Origin of the sequence: Polyangium spumosum (assembly GCF_009649845.1) — a bacterium.
Lineage (GTDB): Bacteria > Myxococcota_A > Polyangia > Polyangiales > Polyangiaceae > Polyangium > Polyangium spumosum.
The window spans coordinates 66,913-85,193 of record NZ_WJIE01000021.1; the positions used below are offsets into that span (position 1 = coordinate 66,913).

Consider the following 18,281-nt stretch of genomic DNA (forward strand, 5'->3'; position numbering starts at 1 on the left):
ATCGAGCCCCATGACTCGTACTGCGCGCGCTCGTCGGCTCGACCCGGCGAGGCGGCGGTGCCCTCGCCCGTGGCGGATTTTACTTGCACGGCGGCGCCGGCTCGTGCCAACAAGAGCTGTCGCCGCGTCGGTAGCGAGCGGTGACCGTGATTCTTGTGCGAAGCAACCATGAGTGACGTGATCGAGGGGGCCGTCGCCATCATCGGCATGGCGGGTCGGTTCCCTGGCGCAGCGAACCTTTCGGAGTTCTGGAGGAACCTGAGGGGGGGCGTTTCGGGAATTTCTCATCTAGACGAAGCTCCCGCCGAGGGAATCGTTCCTGCCGCGGCGTTGCTCGAGGGCTTCGACCTCTTCGACGCATCTTTCTTCGATATCACGCGCCGCGACGCGGAGCTCATGGATCCGCAGCGCCGATTCTTCCTGGAGTGCGCGTGGGAGGCACTCGAGTCCGCCGGCGTAGATCCGCAGGTATACGAGGGGTCGATCGGCGTCTATGCAGGCTCGAGCGCGAGCAGCTATCTGTCGACGCGGCTCGACATGCAGGGCAATGTCTATGAGGGGTTTCAATCCCTGCTCGGCAACGACAAGGACTATCTCCCCACGTTCCTGTCGTACAAGCTCGACCTGAAGGGCCCCTCGGTCGCCATCCAGACGGCCTGCTCGACGTCGCTCGTGGCCGTGCACGTGGCGTGCGGGAGCCTGCTCGCGCGCGAGTGCGACGTCGCCCTTGCAGGTGGCGTGACGATGCGGCTCACGCGCGGCAGGGGCTATAAGTACGAGGACGGGTTCATCCTGTCGCCCGACGGTCATTGCCGCGCTTTTGATGAGCGAGCGCAGGGGACGATCTTCGGCAACGGCGTCGGGGTCGTGGTCCTGAAGCGGCTCGAGGACGCCCTCGAAGACGGGGATCCGATTCGAGCCGTCATTCGGGGCAGCGCCATCAACAACGACGGGTCTCTGAAGGTCGGTTTCACCGCGCCGAGCGTGGGGGGCCAGACGCAGGTGATCGCCGAGGCGCTCGCAGTCGCGCGCGTCGACCCTGGCACCATTCGATACATCGAGGCGCACGGCACCGGCACGCCGATCGGCGATCCCATCGAAATGGCGGCGCTCAAGCAGGCCTTCGCCGGGGTCGCGGAGCGAGGACGGATCGCGATCGGAGCATTGAAATCGAGCGTGGGGCACCTCGAGTCGGCGGCCGGCATCGCGGGCCTCATCAAGGCCGTGCTCGCCATCGAGAACGGCTTGATCCCCGCGAACGTCGACTTCGAGAAGCTGAACCCCGAGCTCGGGATCGAGCATAGCCCCTTCTACATCCGGGCGGCGTCGCATGAATGGAGGCCGAGCGCCGCGCCGCGGCGGGCGGGCGTGAGCTCGTTCGGCATCGGGGGGACAAACGCCCACGTCGTCCTTGAGGAGGCGCCGCGGTCGTCCAAGAAATCGGCGCCGCCGGCCTCGTGTCATCTGCTGCCGATCACGGCGAAGAGCGAGGCCGCGGTCGCCGAATCAGCGCGGAGATACGTCGGGTTCCTCGGCGAAACAGCGGCGGACCTCGGGGATATCGCCTTCACCGCCAGCCTCCGGCGCCGGCATCACGCCCATCGACTCGTGGTCTCGGGGGCCTCCAAGGAGGAGCTCGCGGGGGCGCTCGCGGCGTTCCTGGGCGGTGGATCGCCCCCGGGCCTCGAGGTGGGGCAGGCGCGCGCCGCGGCGCCGAAGGTCGTCTTCGTTTTTCCTGGCCAGGGTCTGATCTGGCCGGGGGTCGGGCAGCGGCTCGCCGACGAGGAGCCTGCCTTCCGCGACGCGCTTGCAGCTTGCGACGCGGCGATCCTGCGCGAGGCGGGGTTCTCCGTCATTGCCGAGATGCGCGCCGAGGAGGGGCGCTCGCGGCTTGCCCAGATCGACGTGGCGCAGCCGGTGCTCTTCGCCATCGAGGTCGCGCTCGCGGCGCTGTGGCGCTCGTACGGCGTAGAGCCCGATCTGGTGCTGGGTCATAGCATGGGCGAGGTCGCGGCGGCATGCGTCGCGGGCGCGCTCTCCCTGGAGGACACCGCGAAGGTCATCTGTCGTCGGAGCGCTCTCTTGCGGAAGGTGCGCGGCAAAGGGGCGATGGCCATGGTGGAGCTGTCCATGGACGACGCGGAGCGCGCGATTGCGACGCGCAAGCACCTCGTCAGCGTCGCAGCCAGCAATGGCCCTCGATCGACGGTTATCTCGGGCGAGCCTGCGGCGATCGCGGAGCTCTTGGCCGAACTCGCGGCGAGATCGGTGTTTTGCCAGCCGGTGAAGGTCGACGTGGCGTCGCATAGCCCGCAGATGGAGCCGCTGGCGACGGAGCTCCGCGCAGCGCTCGCGGGCCTCGCTCCGGGGCCCGCGAGCGTCGCGATGCAATCGACCGTGACCGCCGAGCGCGTGTCGGGCCCGGAGCTATCGCGCGAGTACTGGGCGAAGAACCTCCGCAACCCCGTGCTCTTCGCGCCGGTCGTCGAGCGGCTCATCGACGACGGAGCGACGCTGTTCGTCGAGATGAGCCCGCACCCGAGCCTCCTCCCGTCGGTGAACGAGGCGCTCTTGCGGGCCAAGGTCGAAGGGGCTGCGGTCTCGTCGCTGCGCTTTCGCGTGGCCGAGCGCCGGAGCATTCTCGATTCGCTCGGCCGGCTGTACGTGCACGGCTACCCCATCGATTTTCGGCGGCTCTACCCCGAAGGCGGACGCGTCGTGGATCTGCCGAGTTATCCTTGGCAGCGCGAGCGGTTCTGGATCGAGGGCGCCACGCCTGCGCGGCCCACGTCACCCCTCGACGTGGCGCCCGCGCCTTTGCTCCCAGGATGCACGTACGAGCTCGCATGGCGGCGGATCGAGCCCTCGCCCGAGCCGTCCTTCCCTCGATCTGCGTCGTTCGTTCTGTTCATGGACGAGGCCGGCCTGGGGAGGGCCCTCCTCGAGCGTCTGTCGTCGCTCGGCGCGCGTTGCATCCGCGTCGAGGCGTCGGGCACCTATTCTCGGGTCGGCCCCCATGCGTATACCATCGACGCGTCGAGGCCCGACGATTACCGTCGCCTCTTCCAGGAGGCGTTTGGCACGGCCGAACATTGTCGGGGCGTCGTGCACCTCTCTGGGTTGGACGCCGCGCCTCTCGCCGCCGCTCCGGCCGACGCGCTCTTCTCGGGCGCGGTTCGGGCGACGACGAGCGCCGCGTATGCCATGCAGGCGATGGTGCGCCACGGTTTCCGCGAGCCGCCGCGGCTCTTCTTGGTCACGCGAGGCGCGCAGGCGGTGCGTCCGGGTGAAACCGTCTCGGTCGCGCAGGCGCCTCTGTTCGGGCTCGGGGCCACGATCGCGGTCGAGCATCCAGAGCTGGCGTGTGCGCGGATCGACCTCGGCATCGTCGAGGCCGAGGCCGAGGTCGAGCTCCTTTGCCGCGAGCTCGCGAGCCGCGAGCGTGAGGATACGATCGCGCTCCGCTCGGAGGGTCGATATGCGGCGCGGGTGGTCCGAACAGACCTCGAGGGAGGCGCGCCCGAGGTGGGGCTCGCTGCGGATCGGACGTACTTGATCACCGGCGGGCTCGGCGCGATGGGGCTCGCGTTCGCGGCCTGGTTCGTGGAGCTCGGGGCGCGGAGCCTCGCGCTCCTGGACACGCGAGCTGCGAGCGAAGAGGCACGGAGCGTCATCGCGGAGCTCGAGGCCGCGGGCGCGCGCGTGATCGTCGCGGACGTGGACGTCGCGCGCCGCGAGGACCTCGCGCGATTCTTCGCGGCGCTCGACGCGGACCTGCCCGAGCTCGGGGGCGTGGTGCACGCCGCCGCCGTCTTCGACGACCATACGCTGCTCGGACAGACCGAGGCGAGCTTGCGCGCCTCGCTCGCCCCGAAGGCGCTCGGCGGGCTCCACTTGCACGAGCTCACCGCGGATCGCGCGCTCGATTTCTTCCTGGTGTGCGCCTCACTCTCGTCGCTCCTTGGTTCTCCGGCGCGCGCGAACGACGCGGCGTCCGACGCGCTTCTCGTCGCGCTCGCGCGGGAGCGGGTGCGCGCGGGCCTTCCTTCCGCGACCATCCATTGGGGTCCGTTCGCGCGTGCTGGCCAGGCGAACGCCGGCGCGCCGCGCTCGCTGCGCGGCATGCAGGCTCTGACGGCGGCGGAGGGGCTCGCCGGGTTGCGCTCCTTGCTCGCGCGTCCTCGCGTCGAGGTCGCCATCGCGCGCTTCGACGTGCGGTCCTGGGTCGAGTTCTTCCCGACCGCCGCGGGCCTGCCCTTGCTCTCGGAGCTCGTCGCCGAGGGCGCGCGTTCCTCGGCTCGCGCCGCCGCGCCGAGCTTCGTCGAGACGCTGTTGGCCCACGCGCCTGCCGAGCGCCTCGCGCTCCTCGAGCGGTATGTCCTCGAGCACGCAGGCGCCGCGCTTCGGCTCGATCCTGCTCGCATGGGTCGCGACGCGCCATTCCAGAGCTTCGGCGTGGATTCGCTGACGAGCCTCGAGATCCGCAACCGGCTCTGCACGGGCTTGGGCCTCGATCTCTCGGCGACGCTCTTGTTCACGTATCCGCGCGCGTCCGCGCTCGCTTCGCACCTGCTCGATTTGCTCGAGGAGACGGCCCGCCCGTCTCGCCACGCGACATCGTCGCCCGAGCGTCCTTGGCTCGCGGCGCGCGTCGACTTGACGCGTGTGCGGGACATGACCGAAGAGGAAGCCGAGGCCGCACTCGATGCGGAGATCGAGGCGCTCGGGGGCCATTCAGCATGACCATCCACGACCACGAGCCCGTAGGGACGTACGGCCTCTCCCGCGTCAAGCGCGCGCTGCTCGCGCTTCGCGCCTCGCGGGACAAGATCGAGTCGCTCGAGCGCGCCAAGCACGAGCCCATCGCGATCGTCGGCATGTCGTGCCGGTTCCCCGCGGGCGGCGCGGATCCGGAGAGTTTTTTCGGGGCGCTCCTCGACGGCGCGGACGGCGTCGTGCGGATCCCGGAGGAGCGCTGGGCCGTCGAGGATCTCGTGGCGAACAAGCCCGAACTCAGGTGGGGCGCGATGCTCGAGGGCGTCGATCGGTTCGACGCGGGCTTCTTCGAGATCTCGCCGCGGGAGGCGTCGCGGCTCGATCCGCAGCAGCGGCTCTTGCTCGAGGTGACGTGGGAGGCGCTCGAGCGCGCTGGCCAGCGCGCCGAATCGCTCCTCGGGAGCCGAACGGGGGTGTTCGTCGGGATGAACTCGGCGGACTACATGCTGGTGCTCCGCGACGCCAAGGCGTACGACGCGTACACGTTGACGGGGAACATGGGCAGCACGGCGGCCGGCCGTGTCTCGTATACGCTCGGGCTGCAAGGACCTTGTCTCACCATCGACACCGCGTGCTCGTCCTCGCTCGTCGCGGTGCACCTCGCTTGTCAGAGCCTCCGCCAAGGCGAGAGCGACCTCGCGATCGCGGCCGGGGTCATCGTCATGCTCGACGCAGCGTGGGGCGTGCTCATGGCGGAAACGCAGGCGCTCTCGCCGGACGGCCGGTGCCGGACGTTCGACGCGAAAGCGAATGGGTTCGTCGGGGGTGAGGGGTGCGGGGTCGTGGTGCTGAAGCGGCTCTCGGACGCGCGCCGCGACGGAGATCCGATCCTCGCGGTGATCCGCGGCTCGGCGGTGAACCAGGATGGCCGCTCGACGGGCCTCACGGCGCCGAACGTGCTCTCGCAGCAGGCGATGCTCCGCGAGGCGCTCGCGAACGCGCGCGTCGCGCCGGAGGACGTCGGGTATGTCGAGACTCACGGCACGGGAACTTCGCTCGGCGACCCGATCGAGTTCGATGCGCTCAAGGCGGTGCTCGGGGTGCCACGCGCCAATGGCTCGCGGTGCGCGCTCGGGGCCGTGAAGACCAACATCGGCCACCTCGGGCCCGCAGCAGGCATGGCGGGGCTCATCAAGGCCGTCTCGTGCATGCGGCACGGGTCGATCCCGAGGAACCTCCACTTCGAAACGCTGAATCCGCGGATCTCGATCGAGGGCACGCCGTTCGTCATTCCAACCGAGACGTTGCCCTGGGAGAGAGGCGACAAGCCGCGAATCGCCGGGGTGAGCTCCTTCGGAATCAGCGGGACGAACGCGCACGTGGTCCTGGAGGAGGCGCCGCGGGACGAAGTGCACGAGGGGCCACCGGCTGCGTCGGCCCTGCTCTTGCCGCTCTCGGCGAAGAGCGAGCAGGCGCTCCGCGACCTCGGGCGCGTCTATCACGCGTGGCTGACGAGGGGCGAAGGTCGCTCGGTCGAACTCGTCGACCTCGTCTCGACGGCGTCGTTGCGTCGAAGCCACCACGCCGTTCGGCTCAGCGTGGTGGGCTCTTCGAAGGACGAGATCGCAGCGGCGCTCGATGCGTTCGTCCGGGACGAGTCACCTCCCGGGCTCGTCACGGGCAAAGTCCTCCCGGGGGCGCCGAGGGTGGTGTTTGTCTTTCCTGGACAGGGCTCGCAGTGGCTGGGGATGGGGCGGAGGTTGCTCGGCGTGGAGGGAGCGTTTCGCGCGGCGCTCGAGGCGTGCGACGTCGCGATCCAGCGCGAGGCGGGGTTCTCGGTGCTCGCGGAGCTCGAGGCCGACGAGGAGCGCTCGCGGTTCGCGGAGATCGACGTCGTGCAGCCCTTGCTCTTTGCCATCGAGGTCGGGCTCGCGGCGCTGTGGCGGTCGTGGGGCGTCGAGCCTGCGGCGGTCGTCGGGCATAGCATGGGCGAAGTCGGTGCGGCGTATGTGGCGGGCGCACTCTCGCTCGAAGACGCCGCGAGGGTCATCTGTCGACGAAGCCGTCTGCTCCGGACCGTGAGCGGCAAGGGGGCGATGGCGCTCGTCGAGCTGCCGATGGCCGAGTGCGAGGCGTTGCTCGCCAGTCGGACCGATCGGTTGAGCGTCGCGGTGAGCAATGGCCCTCGCTCGACGGTGCTAGCGGGGGATCCGGCGGCGCTCGACGAGGTCCTGGCCGGGCTCGAGGCGCGGGGGGTGTTTTGCAGGCGGGTGAAGGTGGACGTCGCGTCGCATAGCCCGCAGATGGATCCTTTGCGCGCGGAGCTCGTCACGGCGCTTTCGGGGATCGCACCAGCGAGGGCAAACCTGCCGATGCGCTCCACGGTGACGGGGGAGCGGCTCGTGGGGGACGAGCTCGTCGCCGAGTACTGGGCGGACAACCTGCGCAAGCCCGTGCTTTTCTCGCGCGTGACGCAAGAGCTCATGCGCGAAGGGCATACGATTTTCATCGAGATGAGTCCGCACCCGATCCTGCTCCCGGCGGTGGAGGAGAATTTCGGTGCGACGGGCGTCGAGGGCGCGGTCGTCGCGTCGCTCCGGCGGCAGGCCGATGAGCAAAGGAGCCTGCTCGAATCACTCGGGGCACTTCATGTCCACGGATACCCTCTAGATTTCCGGAGGTTTGGTGGGGTCGGCGGGCGCGTCGTCGAGCTGCCGATGTATCCGTGGCAGAAGGAGCGGTACTGGTTCGACACGCTGCCTGCGCGGCGCCTCCCTGCGCCGGCCGCGCGGGTTTCTCTTCAAGGCCTCTCGCCTGTGGAGCGGGTCGCGACCTTGGAGCGGTTCGTCCAGGAGCAGATCTCCGCGGTCGTGCATATGGATGTCGAGGCGCTCGACATTCGCACGCCCCTGCGGTCGCTCGGGCTCGACTCGCTCATGGGCCTCGAGGTTCGCCGTCGGCTGGAGGCTGGGCTCGGGGTGCGGCTCTCGGCGACGTTGTCATGGCAATTCGCCGATATGCGAGAACTCGCGACGCACCTGCTCGAAAAGCTGCCTGCGCCGGAGGCGGACGCGGGCGCTCCTGCCACAGCGATTGGGACGGCCAAGGCGCCCGTGTCATTGCCGCTCTCTCTGGATCCTTCGGTCTGGGTTCGAAGGCCCTGCCCGCGGCCGGACGCGCGCGTACGGCTCTTCTGCCTGCCTTATGCCGGCGTCGGGGCCTCGCGGTTTCGGGCTTGGCCGGAGATGGTCCCTCCCTGGATCGAAGTTTGCCCGATTCAGCTCCCGGGACGCGAGGATCGGCTCCGGGAGCCGGCGTTCGACGCGATGGGGCCGCTCGTCGACGCGCTCACCCCGATGCTCGAGGGGTTCTTGGATCTTCCATTCGCTCTCTTCGGCTGTAGCGTGGGGGGGCTTGTCGCGTTCGAGCTCTCGCGTGCGCTCCGGGCACGATATGGCGTGACGCCGCGGCATCTGTTCGTCGCTGCTTGCGCCGCTCCAGATCGCGCGAATCCGATGCAGGCCCAGCTCTCTTCGTTGATCTCGACGGACGGGACGGGCCCGGAGGCGATCGCATCGCTGCGCGAGCTTGGATTGCTCACGGCGTCGGCGGTCACGGACACGGAGCTCCTCGCGGCGGTCTGGCCGACGATGCGAGCGGACCTCACGCTGGCGCTCGGATATCGCTTCCGGGTCGGGGGGCTCTCCGATGCCCCGGTGACGGCGCTCGGCGGCGTCGAGGATCGAGGGGTGGGCCGCGGGGATCTCGGGCCCTGGTATGCGATGACGAACGGTGCTTTTCAACTGATGATGATGAACGGCGGGCACCTCTTCATGGATACCTCGCCGAGAGAGCTTTTGGAAATCGTCTGCCGGGCGCTGCGACCGTAGGTTCATCGCTCGACAGCGAAAGGGAGAAGAACATGAGCAACAAATACACGAACGTCAGCGAGGCCGAGCGGTTGGGTGTCGCCGGTTACTCGCGCGCCGGCTTGGCGATCTACGACGCGCTGGTGTACGGCATCACGTCGCCTTACTTCTGGGATTGCCCGGGGCACATCCTGCTTGCCCATTACAATCGGTACATCTCGAACAACCACCTCGACGTGGGCGTGGGCACCGGGTACATGCTCGACCATTGCACGTTCACGTCGCCCTCGCCGCGCGTCTGCCTGCTCGACTTGAGCCCGAACCCGCTCGCGAAGACGGCGAGGCGGATCGCGCGGTATCGCCCGAAGACGATCCAGGGCAGCGTGCTCTCGCCGATACCGTTCGACGGCGAGCCGTTCGACTCGATCGGGACGAACTACATGATCCATTGTGTACCTGGGTCGATCCCGGAGAAGGCGGTGCTCTTCGATCACCTGGGCGCGTTGCTCGCGCCTTCGGGCGTGATCTTCGGCAGCACGGTGCTCGGCGAGGGCGTCCCCACGAATAGCCGCGCGCGCAGGGCGCTTCCGATCCTGAATCAGAAGGGCACGTTCTCGAACCTTCGAGACAACGAGGCGGACCTGCGCCACGCCCTGGAGGCGCGGTTCGACGACGTTTCCATGCGCGTCGTCGGCATGGTAGCGCTGTTCTCTGCGCGCAAGCGCGCCGCCGCCAAGTAACCTCTCGGGCCGAGAGCCTGCGAGATACCACTGTACGCCGGCCCCTCGAACCGGTAAAAGGTGGGTTTGACATGCTCAAGAAGAAGTTGATCCCCACCCCGCTCGTGGTTCATTCCACGGGCAAAGGGCGTCCGCCGAAGCCCATCAAGCGGTCTCGGGTGTTCTACATCTTCGGGATGGTCCTGCGGGTGGTATGGTTTCTCGCGATGAGGCGGCTGCGCCGGCCGGCGGGGCCGGGCGGGAAGTATACCTACGAGGCGCTCGGCAGGTCCATCACGGCCTCGTTCGAGAGGCTCGGCGGGCTCTGGATCAAGGCGGCGCAGATCATCGCGATGCGGCGGGACATCCTGCCGAAGGAGTTCTGCGATCACCTCTCGCGGCTGCACGACCGGGCGCACGGGTTCCCGGGCGCCGTAGCGTGCAAGATCATCGAGGAGGATCTCGGACGTCCGATCGATGAGGTCTTCAAGCATTTCGAGACGGAGCCGATCGCGGCGGCGTCGATCGGACAGGTCCATATCGGGTGGCTGCGGGAGTCGGGCGTCAAGGTGGCCGTGAAGGTCCAGCGGCCGAACATCGTGGACTCCTTCCGCCAGGATCTGGCGATCTTGCGCGGGTACTTCACGCTTCTCCGTCTCTTTCGTTTCATGACGTATGCCCGCTGGGACGAGATGTTCGAGGGGCTTCAGCAGACCCTCGTCGAGGAGCTCGACTATCGCCTGGAGGTAGCGTCGATGCGCCGCATGCGGCGCACGTTGAAGCAGGAGGGGATCTACGCGCCCAAGGCTTTCACGCAATATTGCACGAAGCGCGTCTTGACGATGGAGTACCTCGACGGCGTCTTGATGAGCGATTACATCCACGTGCTCGTCAACGACCCGGCACGCGCGAAGGCCTGGTGCAAGGAGAACAAGATCAAGCCGAAGAGATTCGGTCGCCGCTTGTACCTCAGCATGATCAAACAGATCTTCGAGGACAACCTGCTCCACGCCGATCTCCACCCCGGAAACATCATGATGCTCCGAAAGAGCCGGGTCGCGTACATCGACTTCGGCACCGTCAGCATTCTGGATGCCGGTCTGCTCACGAAATACAACCTGGCGCTCAGGGCCCTGTGGAGAAAGGATTTCAGCAAGTACGCGGACGCGTATTTCACGATGGTCCCCGGCATCCCGGTGGACGTGGACCTCGACGTGGTTCGCAAAGAGATGATCCGCGACATGGAGCGGTGGGAGAGCCTGACGGACGTCAAGGGCGTCCCTTATGACCAGCGCTCGCTCACGGCGCTGAACGCGGCCATTACTTCGATCATCGGCAGATACAGGTTCCCGCCCGAGTGGGCCATCCTCCGCTTGCTTCGCACGATGACGGCGCTCGACGCATCGTTCCGATTCGTGATTCCGGACATCGATTTTTACAAGGTCATGAACCGCTTCTATGCTGCCCAGCGAATTCGGGTGTTCAAGCGCATGGCGTCGAAGCGGGTCCGCGAGGACGTCTCGGTCGCGGTGAACGATCTGATGAAAGTCCCGCCGATGCTCGCGGAGAACATGATCTTCCAGGCGGACCTCATCCGCAAGCGTGCGATGAGCTTTCAAGCGGGGCTCTCGAAGGCCGCGGCCGTTGGCAAGGCGCTCGTCGGCACGCTGCTCAACCTGGGGCTCATCGCGACGATCTTCATCGTCGCACGGTATGCCTCCAAGCAGCATAACGTGGGCAAATCGACGATGTCGCAACTGCCCGTGCGCGATGTCTTCGCATCCATGCCGTCGCTCCCGCCGGGGATGTGGATCGTCGTCATCATCCTCTCCCTGTACCTCTTGCGGAGCTTGATGAAGCTAGGGAAGGTACTCGGTGTCACTGGCGTCGGGACAAACCCGTTCCTCAATGGCAGCGGATCGTAGCGCCCCTGGGTGAAGAGAGCACGCAGGGGTCCTGATTCGTGGAAGCCTCCTGAGGAACAGGACGACGCATCCGAGATGGACGAAGCCGAGGAAGTTTTCGGCGTGGCGCTCGTACCTCGATGCGGCGGAAGCTTTGGAGTCAGGCGAAGAGGCGTTCTACCTTCCAGCGGCGCTTGTATCGGCGGAGGGGGCGAAGGTCTTTGGGTATCCGTCCGTAAGTCCTCGCCGCCCCCCGTCCTGACGCCCCGTCGCCCTCGTGCCCAGGCTCCCCGCCGGAAGGAGCCTCAACATGCGTACGGAACAACAGTAACCCCCTGCGTCAGGAAAGTTGTCCCTACAAACCTACCCCTCCGGAGGCTCAAGTTTGCTCACCCGTGATCGGGGGCGGGGACAGGACGCAAGATGGCAGTATACACCGAGGCTTTCAAGCGGAAGATGGTCCAGCGGCTCAGCGGTCCGAGCGCGGTCACCGCGACCGCGCTCTCGGCGGAGACCGGCGTTCCGCGGCCGACCCTCTCGCTCTGGCTCCGGAAAGCGTGTAGTGTCCGCGCCGTGACCGCGGACAAACCTGGTTTTTCTCGACCGGATCTTCCTCCCTCCACCCCGGATTCTCCCCCTCCTACGCCTCGTCGTCCCGAGGATTGGAGCGCGGAGGAGAAGCTCCGGGCGGTCGTCGAGGCAGGTCAGCTCCCCGCCGATCAGCTCGGAGCTTTCTTGCGACAACGAGGGCTTCACGAGGCGCAGATCCGGCAATGGCGTGAAGCGGCCATCGGCGCGCTCGGGGCCAAGGTGAAGAAGCCCGCTCCCGTCAGCGCGGCGGACAGGAAGCGCATTCGCGAGCTCGAGAAGCAGCTTCGGCGCAAGGACAAGGCGCTCGCGGAGACCGCGGCGCTTTTGGTGCTCCAAAAAAAGCCCGGGCGATCTGGGGGGACGGGGACGACGACACGGAGCCGGAGACCGACAAGTGACCGTCGAGCTCGTCGACGAGGCGGTCGCGCGCGGCGCCACGCGCGCAGACGCCGCCAAGACACTCGGCATCCACGCGCGCACGGTGGCGCGCTGGAAGGCCCAGGGAGGCGGCCAGGACGGCCGAGAAGGGCCGCGGCACGAGCCTGCGCACAAGCTCACGGAGGCCGAGCGCAAGCGCATCGTGGAGGTCTCCACGAGCCCGGCGTTCCGCGACCTGTCGCCAAAGCAGATCGTGCCGCTGCTCGCGGACCAGGGCGTGTACATGGCCTCGGAATCGAGCTTCTATCGGGTTTTACGGGCCGAGGGGCTCATGAATCACCGGGGCAAGGCTCGGCCGGCGAAGGCGCAAAAGCCACGCGAGCGCGTGGCCACGGGGCCGAATCAGGTCTGGTGCTGGGACATCACGTACCTGCGCAGCCCGGTACGGGGAGCGTTTTTCTATCTGTATCTCGTGCTGGACATCTACAGCCGGAAGATCGTGGGATATCGGGTCGAGGAGGACGAGTGCATGGAGCTCGCCGCGGAGCTCGTGGAGCGGACGTGCGAGGCCGAGCAGGCCGATCCCGGGAAGCTCGTGCTGCACGCTGATAACGGAGGGCCGATGAAGGGCTCGACGATGCTGGCGACGTTTCAGCGGCTCGGCGTGGTGCCGTCGTTCAGCCGGCCGCGCGTGAGCGACGACAACCCCTACGCCGAGGCGATGTTCCGGACGCTGAAGTATCGGCCGGAGTATCCGCGGAGGCCATTCCAGAGCATCGGCGAGGCCAGGGCGTGGGTGGAGGGTTTCGTGCGCTGGTACAATCTCGAGCACCTGCACAGCGCATTGCGGTTCGTGACGCCGGAGGACCGGCGCGCAGGGCGCGATGCGGGCATCCTCGGGAAGCGGGACGGCGTGTACCAGCGAGCCCGCAGGAAGCACCCACGGCGCTCACCGCATCGGGGAGGCGGGCTTCGGCGATCAAGCGGCTACGGCAGAGCGAGATCAGTGATACCGCCCTCGCAAGCTGCTCCACCTCCCTCGCCGTATAGTGCCTCTCCGTCACATCTCCCACCGCGTGCCCCATCAACCGCTTCCGCACCCCGTCCGCCACCCCCGCCTCCTCCAACCACGTCGCAAAGCTCGCCCTCGTCGCCCTGAACTCCACCGGCTGCCCCCTGATCTCCCCCGGCAACCCGACCCGCTCGAGATCCTCCCGCATCTGCGCCGCGCTCTTCGGCCTCGCCGGCCCTCCCCCCGGCCCCGGAAACACGAAGTCCTCCGCCCGCGGCCTCCTCCCGACCAACTCCGACCACCGCTCCCGCCACGCGGCGAGCGCCGCCTTCGCCGCCGGATGCAGCGGCATCGTCCTCCGGCTCCCCTTCGTCTTCGGCCCCTTCACCTTGGCGAAGCCGCCCTCGCCCTTCGCCCCGATGATCGCCACGGCCTGCTCGATCCGGAACACCGGCGGCTCGGCCTCCATCTCGACGTCCCCCCACCGAAGCCCGGCGATCTCCCCATCCCGCGCCCCGCTCGTGAACGCCACCGCATACCGCGCCCGCCACTCCAGCGCGATCCGCTCATCACCGATGAGCACCCGCGCCCACTCGATCGGGATCCGCACGACCGCCCGCGCCTCGAGTTCGGGCAACTCGCGCTGTACCGCCGGATGCGCGACCAGGTTTGCGGGACTATTCACCCACCCCTCCGCCATCGCATCCGCGTACAGCGTGCAGAACGTGTAGTACACGTTCCGCGTCGTCGACGCTGCCCGCTGCTCCCGCAGGTCCCGGATGAACGCCCGCAGCTCGGGCACCTCGAGCCCCGCAATGGCCCTCGTCCCGAACCGCGGCAGTATCCACTTGTCCAGGTGCAGCCGATTGTTCGTCAACGTCGCCGGCGCGACCCGGCTATCCTTCGTCCGCAACGCGATCCACTTCTCCGCACATGCCGCCACCGAGAGCCCCTCCTCGCGCCGCTGCGTGAGGACCACATCCGGCCGGATCCCCTGTACCCGCAGCCATTCGAGCGCCCAGGTCTCCGCGTCCCGCTGCCGCACGATCTCCTTCGGCAGCACCTTCTGCGGCTGCCCCCGCACGGGATCCGCATAACTGAGCACCCACCGCTTCTTGCTCTTCCGCCAGAAGAGCGACGTCCCCTTCGGCAAGCTCATGACGCTGCTCCTCTCCGGGCCTCCACCGCGGCCCTGCGCCTCGCGAGTGCCCCCGACGCCCTCGCGGCGACCCATTGATCCGCATCCCTGACCCGAATCCTGATCAGCCGCGGCCGCGGCCTCACGTGCGGAAGGTTCTCCTCGCGCACCATGCGGCGGACCGTCGCCGGCCGGACTCGGATCCGCCGCGCGTACTCCTCGACGGTCATGAATGCGGGCACGGACGACGGTGGTGGTTGATTCGACTCGGACGAAAAAGAAAGCTTGGCGAGCTCTGCCTCGACGAGCGCGCGCATGGCTTCGAGCTGGGCACGACGATCGTGCATGGTCCCGGCGCTCCTTTCGACAAAACCCTCCCCTGGAGCCCCGCCCATCGAAGCCCCCGCGAAGGAAGTCGACGTCGCCCTGTTCTGCGCGCGTAGGCGACGTCCAGCGATGGCAGCCTATATCAGTCGAGGCGACGCGCCAAGGGCTTTGTGCAAATAAATCAACGGTTTACGACGGTTCGATCGAATTGCCGTTTTCGCTGCGGGAAGCTGCACGGACCCCCTTGTTTGAGAAGGGTCGGATCGCGGGAGGTCCATGCGATCGATCCACTTTTTGTGTCGCGGCGAGGGCGCTGCGCGCGAAATGCCTGTTTCACGGCTGCCGGATCCGAGTACGGCCAGTGATCGATCCACTTTTTCGTCGGCTCCGGCGAGAGAACGCTCCGGGGCTTGTTTCACGGCTGCCGGGATCGAGGTCGCTTGGAAAATCAGCCGGCTTTTGGGGCATTCTGAAAAGAGACAAACCCGGGCTCGGATCTGGAGGGCTCAAGGGGGTCTCCGAGGGGCCAAATCTCGGTTGGATGGTTCACGTTTGGGGCTGGATGCACACGCTGGACCACCGCCCCACTTTCCCATGCGAGCCCCGGCATTTTTCGTAGGTGCGTTTCGGAAACCTCTGTTTCACGGCTGCCGAGCTCCGGCCGAGCCATGAAATCGATCCACTTTTTGCTCGATTCCGACCCCGAGTTCGAGGACGGCGATGTTTCACGGAGCAGCGGCGCGCGGATCGGCCGCTCAAGGGCGCTCTGGCGGGGTGCCACCTTACCGTCCGACGCTGTCGACGAGGGCCGCCCGATGGCGAGATCGTGCAAATTGGCCGCTCTGCGTCTGGAACTCTCGAACTTGACCCTTGAAATCAAGGGGGCGATCTGCGGGTGGTCCATGAAATCGATCCACTTTTTGCTTCGGAGGTCGGGGTGGATCGCGGATGCCTCACCTTCGATCGTCGTGACGAACCCGAGATGGTGTCGCTGTTCACCGAAATGGCGTGCACACTCGGTCACTACTGCACATGGGTTGAGGCATTTCGGAGAGCGGATGGCCGCCGAGCTCCCGACCCATGGAGGGGGCCATGGCTCGGCCAATGGAGGGTGCATGGGAAATGCAGTGGGTTTTCCACAAAACTGCCAGTCTGCGGCATGGGCCAGCGCAGTCCGTTCGCGCGGAGCCGAGCCCGCCCGCATATTTGCCCTGGACGGTCGGTTCCAATCTGCACGCCCCTCCCCATTTTCGTTGCCCGATAGGCATCAGGTGATCCACCATGTCCCGTCGAGGACTCTATGGGCGAGCTTCAGCCATCTTCGGACGGGGCATTGACGGATGCCGCGGCTCGGGCGGATGCGAAGCGTACGGTGGTGCTTCTGGCATCTGTTGCGCTGGCGGCGCGTCTACGGGAGCACGGGCGGTACGACAAGAAGGTTCTCGCGGAGCCGGCGTTCGCGAGGGCGGTAGACGTGCTCGTGGCAGCGGTCGCGCAGCAACGCATCGATGCGTCGCGCCAGGATGAGCAGATCGATGCGATCCTGATTCGCTGCGGGCTGCTGCCGGACCCTAAGAAGAGGATTCACGAGCGGACGCGAGTGATCCAGGCGATCGCCTATGCGCTTCTGTTCAAGCGGCTTCACGAGCGTGGTGTAGCTCCCGAGCGGATCGACGGTTGGGGGGCGTTGCACGCGGCGGCGGACAAGCTTGCTGCAGTACTCATGAGCCCGCAGAACGGGGCCGTGCGCGTCGAGGTCCTGGATGCGCTGATCCAAGAGTTCGGGGCGATCAGGTCGGCGAATGCGGCGCCGCCGGAACGGTCGCCGCTGAGGCCGACGTCTCGCAGGGCAGGACGGCGCGTGCCGATGACGGCGAGACCGTGGCGTGCGGTGCGGGACAGGCGCGGGCGGGGCGTCGACGCGGAGGAGGGCGATGCGGTCGCGAAGGTGGCAGGTGATGTCGTGCGCGCGTTGCCTGCGCCGAAGCCGACCGTGACGCCGCAGCTCTGGGGGAGCTCGTCCAACGTCCCGCCGAAGCAGGACGGGCGCATCTCAGATGCAGGCAAGCCGCCACTGCGTCCGCGATCCGGGTCCGGCATCCCGCGGCGCCGTTCGATGCGCGCGCCGGGGAGCGGCTCGTGGCGGCCGCCTTGAGAGGTCCCTGCTCGGCCGGGATACTCCGCGCGAGACGCGAGCAGGGCGCGTGCCCGTCGGCCCTCGATGCCGCGGGGAGCCTGGACGCGAGAGCCACCGGGCGTCAGGACGGGGTGTGCCGAGGTCTTTACGTGAAGTCCACCTCCGGGGCAAGAGGGGGGGTTTGTCCCGCCACCGTGCCGTGGTACACGGCCTCCATGCCCAGAAGAAGCGAACCCGAACCGTACGCCTTGAAGCTCGGCGCGCGCATCCGCGAGTTGCGCCTCGAGCGCAACATGTCCCTCGCCGCGCTCGCCGACGCGGCCCAGCTTTCGAAGGGCACCTCTCCAGCGTCGAGCACGGCCTCGCGGCGATCACCGTGGTGACGATCTTCCGCGTCGCGCAGGGGCTCGACCTGCCGCCGCTCTACCTGTTCACCTTCGCGGACGAGGACGAACGGGCCCGCGTCGCCGAGTTGCTCCGCAAGCTGCCCCCGCGCGAGGTGACGAAGGTACGCCGCGAGCTCGCCAAGCGAGCCACCAGGCCGTGACACCGGTCCGACATTGTAGGACATCGGCCATCGTCCCAGCCGCGTCCGCCCGGCCGCGTACGCTTGACAACCACCCGGTCGTTGGTTCTGCTTCGCCGCCGATGAAGGGTCCGTACCGAGCTCCAGGCACGCGCGACCGCGGCGGCGAGGGCTTCTTCCGCTCGCTCCGTCGGCGGTTCTTTGCCACGGACGAAGAGCGGCGAGAGGACGAGGAATGGCGCCTTGCCGAGCACGAGGAGCGCCTGCGTCGCGTCGGCCCGAGCCCCGTGCCGTGGATTGGCGATCGGCTGTGGGCGGAATGGAACGTCGACAACCCGCGCGGAGAGCGCGATGCGGGCCATAACCCCATCTGCATGTTGCAGTTCGTGCCCGTGACGGAAGACGATCTCCGCCGCGCGCCAATTGCGCGGCCGTTATCCGGTTCAGCGTTGCCGCCGAAAGGAACGCTCGACGATCACAGGCACCTGATCGACTCCACGCCCGGGCGCGGGCGCATCGACGGGCCGAAGTGGCCGGTGTGCTGCGACAGGCTGGGCACGTTGCTGCGCGCGGAGGGGTACGGCTCAACCGTAAGGGAGATCGAAGCCATCGGAGGAACGCTTGAACGTTGCCTGTTGGACATCGAAATTCACCCCCCACGGCCTACCGCGGAAGAGAGGTTAGCAATACGGGCACACGCCAAACTGCAAGGACGTTCATTCGAGAAGTTTGTTGAGTGGGGCTTGTCCCGACCACCAACCCCGCCGGAGACGATCATAGAAGGGTGGAAGGAATCGCTCGAGCAGGACGGTGATTTGGATACATACCTAGCCATTTTTCAGTGCCGTGAGTGTGGGCGCATTTATGGATCGTACAGCGAGCCGGATTGAGCCATGAGCGAAGGTCCCTATCGGAAGAAGTCCAGCGGCGGAGGACCTAACGAAACCAAGGGCGTTTTTGCGCG

The 18,281-nt window shown here is 67.4% G+C and carries 10 protein-coding genes and 1 pseudogene; 9 read left to right on the forward strand and 2 right to left on the reverse strand.

Annotated features, from left to right (window positions below; all coding sequences use genetic code 11):
* The first annotated feature begins 168 nt into the window (after positions 1–168).
* The 5 genes from GF068_RS38715 (at position 169) to GF068_RS45830 (ending at position 13,336) form a co-directional block, all read left to right on the forward strand.
* Positions 169–4,743, forward strand: a complete 4,575-nt coding sequence (locus GF068_RS38715; RefSeq protein WP_153824586.1) for a type I polyketide synthase — start codon at positions 169–171, stop codon at positions 4,741–4,743.
* Positions 4,740–8,606: a type I polyketide synthase gene (locus GF068_RS38720; RefSeq protein ID WP_153824587.1), complete on the forward strand. Its 3,867-nt coding sequence runs from the start codon at positions 4,740–4,742 to the stop codon at positions 8,604–8,606. The genes GF068_RS38715 and GF068_RS38720 overlap by 4 nt, the downstream gene beginning before the upstream one ends.
* 32 nt (positions 8,607–8,638) lie before the next feature.
* Positions 8,639–9,325, forward strand: a complete 687-nt coding sequence (locus GF068_RS38725) for a class I SAM-dependent methyltransferase (protein ID WP_153824588.1) — start codon at positions 8,639–8,641, stop codon at positions 9,323–9,325.
* 71 nt (positions 9,326–9,396) lie between these two features.
* Positions 9,397–11,229 carry an ABC1 kinase family protein gene (locus GF068_RS38730; RefSeq protein ID WP_153824589.1) on the forward strand — a complete coding sequence of 611 codons (1,833 nt, stop codon included), beginning with the start codon at positions 9,397–9,399 and terminating at the stop codon, positions 11,227–11,229.
* 964 nt (positions 11,230–12,193) lie between these two features.
* Positions 12,194–13,336, forward strand: a complete 1,143-nt coding sequence (locus GF068_RS45830; protein WP_338046751.1) for an IS3 family transposase — start codon at positions 12,194–12,196, stop codon at positions 13,334–13,336.
* Here the strand turns inward: GF068_RS45830 and GF068_RS47510 are convergent.
* Positions 13,272–14,423, reverse strand: a pseudogene (locus GF068_RS47510) (tyrosine-type recombinase/integrase); the annotation flags it as partial. The gene GF068_RS45830 and the pseudogene GF068_RS47510 sit on opposite strands and share 65 nt — an antisense overlap.
* Positions 14,345–14,722 (reverse strand): excisionase family DNA-binding protein, encoded by a 378-nt coding sequence (locus GF068_RS47515; RefSeq protein ID WP_153824592.1) that lies wholly within the window; start codon positions 14,720–14,722, stop codon positions 14,345–14,347. The gene GF068_RS47515 and the pseudogene GF068_RS47510, both read right to left, overlap by 79 nt.
* 1,232 nt (positions 14,723–15,954) lie before the next feature.
* On the opposite strand from GF068_RS47515, the gene GF068_RS38755 reads away from it, so the two are divergent.
* The 4 genes from GF068_RS38755 to GF068_RS38770 all read left to right on the forward strand — a co-directional run bounded on the left by GF068_RS38755 (position 15,955) and on the right by GF068_RS38770 (position 18,207).
* Positions 15,955–16,809 (forward strand): hypothetical protein, encoded by an 855-nt coding sequence (locus tag GF068_RS38755; protein ID WP_153824593.1) that lies wholly within the window; start codon positions 15,955–15,957, stop codon positions 16,807–16,809.
* 197 nt (positions 16,810–17,006) lie between these two features.
* Positions 17,007–17,174: a hypothetical protein gene (locus GF068_RS38760; protein WP_153824594.1), complete on the forward strand. Its 168-nt coding sequence runs from the start codon at positions 17,007–17,009 to the stop codon at positions 17,172–17,174.
* Positions 17,171–17,338, forward strand: a complete 168-nt coding sequence (locus tag GF068_RS38765; protein WP_153824595.1) for a hypothetical protein — start codon at positions 17,171–17,173, stop codon at positions 17,336–17,338. Before GF068_RS38760 ends, GF068_RS38765 begins: the two co-directional genes overlap by 4 nt.
* A 101-nt stretch (positions 17,339–17,439) precedes the next feature.
* Positions 17,440–18,207: a hypothetical protein gene (locus GF068_RS38770; RefSeq protein ID WP_153824596.1), complete on the forward strand. Its 768-nt coding sequence runs from the start codon at positions 17,440–17,442 to the stop codon at positions 18,205–18,207.
* The last annotated feature ends 74 nt before the right edge of the window (positions 18,208–18,281 follow it).

What these genes read in the sequence shown, in the direction of transcription:
- GF068_RS38715 (WP_153824586.1), top strand. Translation starts at nt 169, where the DNA reads ATGAGTGACGTGATCGAGGGGGCCGTCGCCATCATCGGCATGGCGGGT.
- GF068_RS38720 (WP_153824587.1), top strand. Translation starts at nt 4,740, where the DNA reads ATGACCATCCACGACCACGAGCCCGTAGGGACGTACGGCCTCTCCCGC.
- GF068_RS38725 (WP_153824588.1), top strand. Translation starts at nt 8,639, where the DNA reads ATGAGCAACAAATACACGAACGTCAGCGAGGCCGAGCGGTTGGGTGTC.
- GF068_RS38730 (WP_153824589.1), top strand. Translation starts at nt 9,397, where the DNA reads ATGCTCAAGAAGAAGTTGATCCCCACCCCGCTCGTGGTTCATTCCACG.
- GF068_RS47515 (WP_153824592.1), bottom strand. Translation starts at nt 14,722, where the DNA reads ATGGGCGGGGCTCCAGGGGAGGGTTTTGTCGAAAGGAGCGCCGGGACC.
- GF068_RS38755 (WP_153824593.1), top strand. Translation starts at nt 15,955, where the DNA reads ATGGGCGAGCTTCAGCCATCTTCGGACGGGGCATTGACGGATGCCGCG.
- GF068_RS38760 (WP_153824594.1), top strand. Translation starts at nt 17,007, where the DNA reads ATGCCCAGAAGAAGCGAACCCGAACCGTACGCCTTGAAGCTCGGCGCG.
- GF068_RS38770 (WP_153824596.1), top strand. Translation starts at nt 17,440, where the DNA reads ATGAAGGGTCCGTACCGAGCTCCAGGCACGCGCGACCGCGGCGGCGAG.